This window comes from Streptomyces sp. CRN 30 (genome assembly GCF_034105845.1).
This window is the reverse complement of record NZ_JAVRHI010000464.1, coordinates 1-10,718: the sequence shown is the minus strand read 5'-3', so window position 1 is coordinate 10,718 and position 10,718 is coordinate 1. Positions and strand designations below refer to the sequence as shown.

The following is a 10,718-nucleotide window of genomic DNA, read 5'->3' as shown; positions in this document are numbered from 1 at the left end:
CGGCGACTTGATGACGCAGTACACGTTCTTCTCAGTGGGCAGCGGCACCGGGCCCGCGACCGACGCACCAGTGCGGGTCACCGTCTCGACGATCTTCTTCGCCGAGGAGTCGATGACCTCGTGGTCGTAGGCCTTGAGCCGAATGCGGATCTTCTGTCCCGCCATGGCTACTCCGTAGTCCTGTCTCTCTTACGCTCTGCCACCCGGTGTTCCCTGGGCTTTCTCCGACCCACGCGGTCGGGTGTGTCGCGCCCTCACTGACACAGATGTCCCTTGTCGGAACATCCCTGCGGGGAGGCGCGGCCCTTCCGGAACCGCTGGCCGGGGACGAATGGCCCACCGGGTGCCTGGCCGGTGCCGCACCCACACTTCCCGGAAGATTCCCGTACGTCCGCCCCGCATGGGGGCGACGAGTACTGTGGGACTCGCTTCCGGTCCTCCCGGCGGGAGGCGCGCAGCATCAACACTCGACCGAGCAACTCGGACAGTCTGCCATACGGGGCGGGGGGTCCGCCAATCGGGCCGTGTAGCGTACCCGGCGAGTGGCGGGGGTCAAACCTGGGGTGCGACACGCGACCGACCTGGGCAAACGCGTCGCCGATGGTCTCCCCCGGCACGCGGCTGGGAACGCGTGTGCGTCACGTCACGCCTTCAGGACGCGCCGTCCGCATGGCGCACCCGGGCGAAGGACCGGTCCAGCCCCTTCTTCAGCAGCCGCGCGCCGGGCCGCTCCACGAAGCGGTGGACCAGCCAGCCCAGCACCAGGAAGCCGGCGATCACGACGGCGACCAGCAGCCGGGCGTCCATGGTGTCGCGCAGGCGGTTGATCAGCGCCGTGCCGACCGCGTAGTGCGTCAGGTAGAGCGGGTACGTCAGGGCGCCCGCGGTGACCAGCCACTTCCAGCGGACGCGGTCCGTGTACCCGAGCGCGACGGCGACCATGAACAGCAGGAACGCCGTGAAGATCAGCACGGCCCCGCGCCAGCCGGAGACGTGCTCGACCGTGTCGATGCGGTGCCCCAGCTCCAGCTGGCCCATCAGCCAGGCCATGGCGAGGATGCCCCACAGCAGCAGGTCCTGGCCGAAGCGGTACATCAGGTAGAGCGCCAGTCCCGCGATGAAGTACCAGGCGCCCTCCGGGTTGGCGACCAGCTCCAGCAGGTGGAGGTCCGACACGGGAGCGAGCATCGCGGCCGCGCCCCACACGCAGCAGAAGACCACGACCCTGCGGTAGGTGAGCCCCATGGCGACGACCACGAGGAAGAGCAGGTAGAAGCGGAGCTCGGACCAGAGGGTCCAGTAGACGCCGTCGACGTTCGGCACCTTCGAGCCCGCCTGCAGCATCGTGAGGTTGAGCAGCACCTCCCGCAGCCGCAGCCGCTCCCACACCCCGGGCAGGAGGAACAGGGCCACCGTGGTGAAGACGACGCCGAACCAGTACGCCGGGTAGAGCCGGATCACCCGGGAGACGAAGAACTGCCGCGGGGAGCGCCCCCAGCACGACATGCAGATCACGAAGCCGCTGATCACGAAGAAGATCTCGACGCCGATCCAGCCGTAGGAGGCGAGGCGGAACACCGTGGGCATGATGTCGGACACCGGCCGGTCCCAGATCACGTTGCCCGGCCGGTCGGCCCTGGCGGTGCCGGCGTAGTGGTGCACGGCCACCATCAGCGCGGCGAGCAGGCGGACGCCGTCGATGACGTACAGGCGGCGGGGGCGCTGCGGACGCGTGGCAGCCGCGGGGGCCGGGGGCGGTGTGACGGCGGCGGGCGGCGGGAGGGGCTGTCTCGGCCCCTCCGCCGCCTGCCGGGGCAGTGCCGTCCTACTGTCCGCCGTCCTGCTGTCCGCCGTCGTGCCGACCGCTGTCGTGCCGTCCGTCGCCCGTGCCATCCGGCCAGACAAGAACAGAGCTCTTGTCGGTTTCGGCGTCTTGGCCCAACCGCCGCACACACCCCACGAACGGTTCCCGGCGCGTTCGCCCGGTGTTCAGATGACGCCCTGGGCCAGCATCGCGTCCGCGACCCGTTCGAAGCCGGCGATGTTGGCGCCGGTCACGTAGTCGCCGGGGGCGCCGTGGCGCTGGGCGGTCTCGTGGCAGGTGGTGTGGATGTCGTTCATGATGTGGGTCAGCTCCTCCTCGACGCGCTCGGCCGACCACGCCGTACGGGACGCGTTCTGCGCCATCTCCAGGGCGCTGACCGCGACGCCGCCCGCGTTGGCCGCCTTGCCGGGGCCGAAGGCGACGCCCGCCTTCTGGAGCAGGTGCACGGCCTCCGGGGTGGTCGGCATGTTCGCGCCCTCGGAGACCGCCTTCACCCCGTTGCGGACGAGGGTGGCCGCGTCGTCCTCGGTCAGCTCGTTCTGGGTCGCCGACGGCAGCGCGACATCGGCCGGGACCTCCCAGACCCGCCCGCCGGGCACGAACCGCGCGGAGGCGCCCCGGCGCTCGGCGTAGTCGCTCACACGCCCGCGCTCGACCTCCTTGACCTGCTTCAGCAGCTGGAGGTCGATGCCCTTCTCGTCGACCACGTAGCCGGTGGAGTCCGAGCAGGTCACGGCGTTGGCACCGAGGGCCGTCAGCTTCTCGATGGTGTAGATGGCGACGTTGCCCGAGCCGGACACGACCGCCGTCCGGCCCTCCATGTCCTCGCCGCGCTCGCGCAGCATCGCCGCCGCGAACAGCACGTTTCCGTAGCCGGTCGCCTCGGGACGGATCAGGGAGCCGCCCCAGCCCCGGCCCTTGCCGGTCAGGACGGACTCCCAGCGGTTGGTGATCCGCCGGTACTGGCCGAAGAGGTAGCCGATCTCGCGGGTGCCGACGCCGATGTCGCCCGCCGGGACGTCGGTGTGCTCGCCGATGTGCCGCTGCAGCTCCGTCATGAACGACTGGCAGAACCGCATGATCTCCGCGTCGCTGCGGCCGTGCGGGTCGAAGTCGCTGCCGCCCTTGCCGCCGCCGATGCCCTGCCCGGTCAGCGCGTTCTTGAAGATCTGTTCGAAGCCGAGGAACTTGATGATCCCCAGGTTCACCGACGGGTGGAAGCGCAGTCCGCCCTTGTACGGGCCCAGCGCGCTGTTGAACTCGACCCGGTAGCCGCGGTTGACGTGCACCCGGCCCCTGTCGTCCTGCCACGGCACCCGGAAGATGATCTGCCGCTCCGGCTCGACCAGCCGCTCCAGCAGCCCCGGCTCCGCGTACTCGGGACGGGCGGCGAGCACCGGTGCGAGCGTCTCCAGCACCTCGTGGACGGCCTGGTGGAACTCGGGCTGGGCCGGGTTGCGGCGTTCTATCTCGTCACGCAGGTGGTGGAGCGAGTCCAGCGAGGTCTTGGTGTCGGGTCGGGTCGCCACAGGGTGCCTTTCGCGCGGGTACGGGGTACGGGTGCGGGATGCGGGTGCGGGGAGGCGGTCGCTGTCGATGGTGCGGTGTTCGGCTCGGGAGCGGCCCCCTCCCCCTCATGTGCTCACTACACATGTGCTCACTACAGGGAAGTCGCGTCAACGCCTGGCCCACTGCATGGGATTCCCGCGCCACGGAGTCCCCGCGTCACGGGGCTCCCGCGCCGAGCCGAGAACTTACCGCCCTGTGTGCGCACCCGGGCGGATACGAGACATCCATGGCCGTACGTGGCCGTACGGATACTGCACGGGCGAATACGGCTGAAGGCGGGCCCGAGCGGGCCGGAAGTGCCCGCTCGGACCCGCCTCCAGGAGGTCAGCCGAGGTGCCGCGCCCCCGCCGAGGGCACCGCCGTGAACACCCGCGGGGCCGTGAAGCCCGCCGCCGCGAAGGCCTCCTCCACCGCCTTCGTCACCGTGTCCGCGTCCGCCGCCTCCAGCAGGACGATCGCGGAGCCGCCGAAGCCGCCGCCCGTCATGCGGGCGCCCAGGGCGCCGGCGGACAGGGCCGTGTCGACGACCAGGTCGAGCTCGGGGCAGGAGATGCGGAAGTCGTCGCGGAGGGAGGCGTGGCCCTCGGACAGGATCGGGCCGATCGCACGCGTCTCGCCCGATTCGAGGAGGGCGACCGTCTTCTCCACCCGCTGGTCCTCCGTGACCACGTGCCGGACGAGGCGGCGGACCTCCTCCTCGTCGTCGAGGCGGGCGAGGGCCGCGTCCAGGTCGTCGTAGGCGATGTCGCGCAGGGCGTCGACGCCCAGCAGGGCCGCGCCCTTCTCGCAGCCGGCGCGGCGCTTGCCGTACTCGCCCTCGCTGTGGGAGTGCTTGACCTGGGTGTCGACGACCAGCAGGCGCATGCCCTCGGCGGCCAGGTCGAAGGGGATCTGCCGCTGGGAGAGGTCCCGGGTGTCGAGGAAGAGGGCGTGGCCCTCCTGACAGCAGGCCGAGGCGGTCTGGTCCATGATCCCGGTGGGGGCGCCCACGTAGACGTTCTCGGCGCGCTGGCACAGGCGGGCCAGCTGCCAGCCCTTCAGGTCCAGGTCGTAGAGGTCGTTCAGGGCGAGCGCTATGACCACCTCCAGCGCCGCCGAGGAGGACAGGCCCGCGCCCGTGGGCACCGTCGAGGTGAGGTGGACGTCCGCGCCCGTCACCTCGTGGCCCGCCTCGCGCAGGGCCCAGACCACGCCGGCCGGGTACGCCGTCCAGTTGCGGTCGGACTCGGGGGCGAGGTCCGTCAGGGCGAGCTCCACGGGGTCGCCCTCGACGTCGCCCGAGTGCAGGCGCAGCACGCCGTCGGTGCGGCGCGAGACCGCCGCGACCGTGGCGTGCGGCAGGGCGAAGGGCATGACGAAGCCGTCGTTGTAGTCGGTGTGCTCGCCGATCAGGTTGACCCTGCCCGGCGCCGCCCAGATCCCTTCCGGCGCCGCCCCGTACAGCTCCGCGAAGCGCTCGGCGACCCCCTGGGTCTCCACCTGCGTCACGGTTCCGCTCGTCCCCTGCTCGCCCATCCCCTGACCTTTCGTACGGACCGACAGCAACCGGCCCTCAAGTTACTCGCTACTGCGCGTGCCGCTGGGCGAAGTCCCAGGCGTCCGCGACGATCTCGTCCAGATCCGCGCGGGACGGGTTCCAGCCCAGCTCCTCGCGGGCCGTGGCCGCCGAGGCGACCAGGACCGCCGGGTCGCCGCCGCGGCGCGGGGCGACGATCTCGGGGATCGGGTGGCCGGTCACCCGGCGCACCGTCTCGACGACCTCGCGGACGGAGAAGCCGTTGCCGTTGCCCAGGTTGCAGATGAGGTGCTCGCCGGGGCGCGCGGCGTCCAGCGCGAGCAGGTGGGCGTCGGCCAGGTCCGCGACGTGGATGTAGTCGCGGACGCAGGTGCCGTCCGGGGTCGGGTAGTCGTCGCCGTAGACCGAGATCGCCTCGCGCTTGCCCCGGGCCACCTGGAGGACCAGCGGGATGAGGTGCGACTCGGGGTCGTGGCGCTCGCCGCAGTCGCCGTACGCGCCGGCCACGTTGAAGTAGCGCAGCGACACCGCGCCCAGGCCGTGCGCGGCCGCCTCACCGGTGATCATGTGGTCGACGGCCAGCTTCGAGGCGCCGTACGGGCTGGTGGGCCGGGTCGGGGCGGTCTCGACGATCGGGGTCTCCTCCGGTTCGCCGTACGTGGCGGCCGTGGAGGAGAAGACCAGCTTGCGCACGCCCGCCGTACGCATGGCGGCGAGCAGCTCCATCGTGCCGCCGACGTTGTTGGCCCAGTACTTCTCGGGCTTCACGACCGACTCGCCGACCTGCGAGAACGCGGCGAAGTGCAGGACGGCGTCGAAGGAGTCGTCGAGCCACTTCGCGGCATCGCGGATGTCGCCCTCGATGAAGGCGGCGCCCGCCGGGACGCCCTCGCGGAAGCCGGTCGAGAGGTTGTCCAGGACGACGACCTCGTGGCCGGCCTCCAGCAGGTGCTGGGCGACGACGCTGCCGACGTACCCGGCACCACCGGTGACCAGGTACTTACCGCCACCGATACCGTTACCGCTGTCGCTCATGAACTCGCTACCTCTCGCAGTCGCTCGGCCGCGCGCTCCGGCGGCACGTCGTTGATGAACACGTTCATGCCGGACTCGGAGCCCGCGAGGAATTTCAGCTTGCCGGACGTGCGGCGGATGGTGAAAAGCTCGAGGTGCAACGCGAAGTCCTCGCGCACCACGCCGTCGAACTCCTCCAGCGCGCCGAACGGTGCCTGGTGCCAGGCCGCGATGTACGGCGTCGGAGGCTCACCTTCGCCGAAGATCCGGTCGAAGCGCCTCAAGAGTTCCAGGTAGACCTGGGGGAACTCTGTGCGCGCCTCCTCGTCGAGCGCGAGGAGGTCCGGCACCCGGCGGCGCGGGTACAGGTGCACCTCGTACGGCCAGTGCGCCGCGTACGGCACGAAGGCCACCCAGTGCCCGGTCTCCAGGACCACGCGCTCTCCGGCCAGCTCGCGGGCGAGCACGGCGTCGAAGAGGTTCTCCCCGCCGGTCGCCTCCTTGTGCGCGGCGAGCGAGCGCAGCATCAGGGCCGTGCGCGGGGTGGTGAAGGGGTAGGCGTAGATCTGCCCGTGCGGGTGGCCGAGGGTGACGCCGATCTCGGCGCCTCGGTTCTCGAAGCAGAACACCTGCTCGACGGAGGGCAGGTGCGACAGCTCGGCGGTGCGGTCGGTCCACGCCTCCAGCACCAGGCGCGCCTGGTCGTCGGTGAGGTCCTTGAAGGACGCGTCGTGGTCGGAGGTGAAGCAGACGACCTCGCAGCGGCCGGAGTCACCGGCGAGGGAGGGGAACCGGTTCTCGAAGACGGCCACGTCGTACGAGGAGTCCGGGATCTCGCTGAGGCGGTCGCCCTGCGAGGGGCAGAGCGGGCACTCGCCGGCCGGGGGGTGGTAGGTGCGGCCCTGCCGGTGCGAGGCGATCGCGACCGAGTCGCCGAGCAGCACGTCCTCGCGCACCTCGGAGGTGGTGACCGTCCGCTCCAGCGGGCGCCGGTCCACCGCGTCGCGCACCGTGTCGTCGCGCAGGTCGTAGTAGATGAGCTCACGACCGTCGGCGAGCCGGGTCGAGGTCTTCTTCACTGTCGGACTCCTCAGCCACACCCATCAAACAACCCATCGAACACAATCCAACATAACAAACCACAAGGCAACAGTCACGTCAACGCCCTGAAGGGAACGGCGGGGTGGGCGGCGGCGGGGCGAGGAGGGGGTCAAGAGGCGGGGTGTGAAGCAGGGGACCGCGGGGCAGACGGTGCCACGCCATCCCGCTCGATCACAAACGAACAAAGAACGCCAGCGGGACTGTTCACTTATTAAAGACAAAAGCGTAAATTCCGCCGCGATCAGTTCACGCAACGAAGCGAGTACTCATGCAGTCCCCCACTTATCTGGCAGAAGGACTCCGGCTCCCCACCAACGCGCTCGACTACACCATCCTGGCGATCTACTTCGTCGTGGTGCTGGGCATCGGCTTCGCCGCCCGCCGCTCGGTCAAGACCAGCCTGGACTTCTTCCTCTCCGGGCGCTCGCTCCCCGCCTGGGTCACCGGCCTCGCCTTCGTGGCGGCCAACCTGGGCGCCACCGAGATCCTGGGCATGGCGGCGACCGGCGCGGAGTACGGCGTCGCGGTCACCCACTGGTTCTGGATCGGCGCCATCCCGGCCATGGTCTTCCTCGGCCTGGTGATGATGCCGTTCTACTACGGCTCCAAGGTCCGCTCGGTCCCCGAGTTCCTGCTCCAGCGCTTCGACAGGTCCGCGCACCTGGTCAGCTCGATCCTGTTCGCCTTCGCCGCCGTCCTCATCGCGGGCGTCAACCTGTACGCGCTGGCGATCGTGGTCGAGGCGCTCCTCGGCTGGCCGCAGTGGGTGGCCATCGTGGTCGCGGGCTTCTTCGTGCTCGCGTACATCACCATCGGCGGCCTCTCCTCGGCCATCTACAACGAGGTGCTGCAGTTCTTCGTGATCCTCGCCGCGCTCATCCCGATCACCATCCTCGGCCTGCGCAAGGTCGGCGGCTGGGACGGCCTGAGCGACTCGCTCACCGAGAGCCACGGCGAGGGCTTCCTGACGGCGTGGGACGGCACCGGCATCGGTGACCCCAACCCGCTCGGCGCCAACTGGCTGACCATCATCCTCGGCCTCGGTTTCGTCCTCGGCTTCGGCTACTGGACCACCAACTTCGCCGAGGTGCAGCGCGCCCTGTCCGCGAAGAACCTGTCCGCTGCCAAGCGCACCCCGCTGATCGGCGCCTTCCCGAAGATCTTCATCGTCTTCCTGGTGATGATCCCCGGCCTGGTCGCCGCCGTCCTGGTGCCGCAGATCGGCAAGGCGGGCTCGGACCTCCAGTACAACGACGCGATCCCGTACCTCATGCAGGAGCTGCTGCCCAACGGTGTGCTCGGCATCGCGGTCACCGGTCTGCTCGCCGCGTTCATGGCGGGCATGGCCGCCAACGTCTCGTCCTTCAACACGGTCTTCACGACCGACATCTGGCAGCAGTACGTGAAGAAGGGCCGGAGCGACGAGTACTACCTGAAGTTCGGGCGGCTCATCACCGCGATCGGTGTGCTGGCCTCGATCGGCACGGCGTTCATCGCGTCGAGCTTCTCGAACATCATGAGCTACCTCCAGACCCTCTTCTCCTTCTTCAACGTGCCGATGTTCGTCGTCTTCATCATCGGCATGTTCTGGAAGCGCGCCTCGATGAAGTCCGGCGTCTGGGGCCTGGTCGCGGGCACCACGGCAGCGATGCTGAACTACTTCTGGATCTACAAGGGCGGTGTCATCGACATCCCCACCGACCAGGGCGCCAACTTCGTCTCCGCCATCGTCGGCTTCGTCGCCGGCGGTGTGGTCATGATCGCGGTCTCGCTCTTCACCGCCCCCAAGCCGGAGGCCGAGCTCGCCGGCCTGGTCTACGGCACGAAGTCCCCGGGCATGGAGGAGGCACCGGAGGAGGGTGACGACGCCTGGTACCGCAAGCCGGCCCTGCTGGGCTGGGGCGCGGTCGTCCTCGCCGCCCTCTGCTACATCCCCTACTCCTTCTGACCCGATCGGAGGCAACGACCATGTCCGACCTGCACCACGAGGTCTCCGACCTGGAGACGAAGTCCGCGACCGCCGCCCGACTCTTCGACATCCGCCGCATCATCGGCGGCCTGTTCGTGATCTACGGCGTCATCGTCACGACCGCCGGCATCTTCGCGTCCGACGCCGACCTGGAGAAGGCCCAGGACGTCAACATCAACCTGTGGACGGGGCTGGCGATGCTGGCCCTCGGCCTGTTCTTCCTGGGGTGGATGTGGCTGCGGCCGATCAGGCAGGCGCCGGTTCCTCCGGAGGAGGGCGCTGCGCCGGGGCACGCGGCTGAGTAACGGGTTCATCGGGGGCGTACGGGGCCGGAGTCGCTCGGGCGGCTTCGGCCCCGTACGGCTGTGTGCGTCAGCGTGGTCGCGCGGGCTGCTCGTCGGCGTCCGTGAAGAGGTCTGCCGGATCGGTCACCTCGTAGGCGCGGTCACGCCAGGTGCGGAGCTGGTCCAGGTCGGTGGCGGCCCGCACTCTCCGGCTCACGTCATCCGGCACGTCTTCCGGGGAGTGGAGTCCTCCACCGGGTCGGCGGTCACGGCCTCAGCTCCCGTCGTCGTGGAACAGTTCCGCGGCGTCCGTCGCGTGGACCGCCCGCTCGGCCCATGTTCCGAGCAACTCAAGATCTGTGCATCCCTGAACCCGCTCGCGCACCGTGTCCGGCACAGCGATGCCTCGCCACCGCAGGATGTTGAGGATCATCTCCGCACGATCCTCAATGCGCCCCTCCTCGCGCACCTGCTCGGCCAGCGGGTGTCGCCAGAAGTACTGCATCGCGGTCATCAAGTCCCTCCAGATCTGTCTCGCCTGGGGGTCGGCCAGGCATGAGTCGACGAACTGCACGAAGACCGCAGCGCTGTCGGAATCGATTGTCCGTAGGGCGGCTGCCAGAGATTCCAGTATGGCGGTGGCATGCGGCCCCCTGCCATGCGTCATGGCCGAGAGCACCGCAAGAGGTACGTCCCGTTGCGCCTCGCGTTCGTCCGTGATCACCGGCACACTGTCGGGACCAGCACGAGCGGTCGCACGGTGAGCGAGTACCAGCCGGGCAGGCCCAGCTGGATGGGACGCGCCGCCCACTGGGCGGTGGCGCTGTTCTGCGTGATGACGATGAGCACCGGTTCGCAGCGGTATTTCGCATACAGGTACGAGAGGTAGTACGCCCAGCTCGAGCGCTTGCACTCGTCCTTCTTCCCTTGGGACTCGACGACCAGGAGATACGTCCCCAGGTCCGTCTCCGCCCGCAAGAGCGTGTCCACGCGGCGCTCGATCGGCTCGACCTCGGTGAGATCGACGTTCATGGCGACGATTTCACTGGGCTCGGGAAACGGAACGTGCAGCACGCGCTGCAATGCGCGCGTCAGCAGGGCGGGATCTTTCTGGAAAATTCGGTGCAGCGCCTCGTGCGACGAGCCGACCATCGGCTCTCCTTTCTGTACGACGTGGTCAACGCGCTACGCCGCGGCGAGGTCACACCACACGTATTTGCCCGGGCTGCCGTGTCTGGCGAGCGGCTGCCAGCCCCACAGCTCGGAGCAGGCGCGGACGAGGGTGAGACCGCGGCCGTCCTCCCGGGCGGTGTCGGCGCCGGCCGCAGGGCCGGGAGGGTCCGGCGGCTCGGGGCTGGTGTCCCACGCACCGATGCGGAGGACGCCGGCCGCCCAGAGCACACGGAGGGCGACGGGGCCCTTGGTATGGCGTACGGCGTT

At 69.6% G+C, this 10,718-nt stretch carries 9 protein-coding genes and 2 pseudogenes; 2 read left to right on the top strand and 9 right to left on the bottom strand.

Annotated features, from left to right (window positions below; genetic code table 11):
* From rpsJ to galT, 6 genes are all read right to left on the bottom strand, one after another.
* Window positions 1-165 (bottom strand): 30S ribosomal protein S10 (gene rpsJ, locus UW392_RS52990; RefSeq protein ID WP_320782632.1); only part of this gene is annotated, 165 nt, incomplete at its 3' end.
* Between the two features lie 486 nt (window positions 166-651).
* On the bottom strand, window positions 652-1,893 hold the full coding sequence (locus tag UW392_RS52985; protein WP_320782630.1) for an acyltransferase: 1,242 nt from the start codon (window positions 1,891-1,893) through the stop codon (window positions 652-654).
* A 96-nt stretch (window positions 1,894-1,989) separates the two neighbouring features.
* The gene (gene gdhA, locus UW392_RS52980) at window positions 1,990-3,354 is read right to left on the bottom strand and encodes an NADP-specific glutamate dehydrogenase (protein ID WP_320782629.1); all 1,365 of its coding nucleotides are present in this window, start codon (window positions 3,352-3,354) and stop codon (window positions 1,990-1,992) included.
* Window positions 3,355-3,718: 364 nt separating this feature from the next.
* Complete coding sequence (gene galK / locus UW392_RS52975; RefSeq protein ID WP_320782631.1) at window positions 3,719-4,873, bottom strand: galactokinase; 1,155 nt, start codon at window positions 4,871-4,873, stop codon at window positions 3,719-3,721.
* A gap of 85 nt (window positions 4,874-4,958) precedes the next feature.
* On the bottom strand, window positions 4,959-5,945 hold the full coding sequence (gene galE, locus UW392_RS52970; RefSeq protein WP_320782628.1) for a UDP-glucose 4-epimerase GalE: 987 nt from the start codon (window positions 5,943-5,945) through the stop codon (window positions 4,959-4,961).
* Entirely contained in the window at window positions 5,942-7,003 is a 1,062-nt protein-coding gene (galT, locus tag UW392_RS52965; protein WP_320782627.1) for a galactose-1-phosphate uridylyltransferase, read from the bottom strand. The genes galE and galT overlap by 4 nt, the downstream gene beginning before the upstream one ends.
* Window positions 7,004-7,293: 290 nt before the next feature.
* On the opposite strand from galT, the gene UW392_RS52960 reads away from it, so the two are divergent.
* Together UW392_RS52960 and UW392_RS52955 are read left to right on the top strand one after the other, a co-directional pair.
* On the top strand, window positions 7,294-8,973 hold the full coding sequence (locus UW392_RS52960) for a sodium:solute symporter family protein (protein WP_320782626.1): 1,680 nt from the start codon (window positions 7,294-7,296) through the stop codon (window positions 8,971-8,973).
* 20 nt (window positions 8,974-8,993) lie between these two features.
* Window positions 8,994-9,299, top strand: coding sequence for a hypothetical protein (locus UW392_RS52955; RefSeq protein ID WP_320782625.1), 306 nt, complete (start codon window positions 8,994-8,996; stop codon window positions 9,297-9,299).
* Window positions 9,300-9,366: 67 nt separating this feature from the next.
* Here UW392_RS52955 and UW392_RS52950 read toward each other — a convergent pair whose 3' ends face one another.
* The 3 genes and pseudogenes from UW392_RS52950 to UW392_RS52940 all read right to left on the bottom strand — a co-directional run.
* Window positions 9,367-9,495: a hypothetical protein gene (locus UW392_RS52950; protein ID WP_320782624.1), complete on the bottom strand. Its 129-nt coding sequence runs from the start codon at window positions 9,493-9,495 to the stop codon at window positions 9,367-9,369.
* Window positions 9,496-9,552: 57 nt separating this feature from the next.
* Window positions 9,553-10,430, bottom strand: a pseudogene (locus tag UW392_RS52945) (hypothetical protein).
* Between the two features lie 33 nt (window positions 10,431-10,463).
* Window positions 10,464-10,718 (bottom strand): annotated as a pseudogene (locus UW392_RS52940) (ATP-binding protein); the annotation flags it as partial.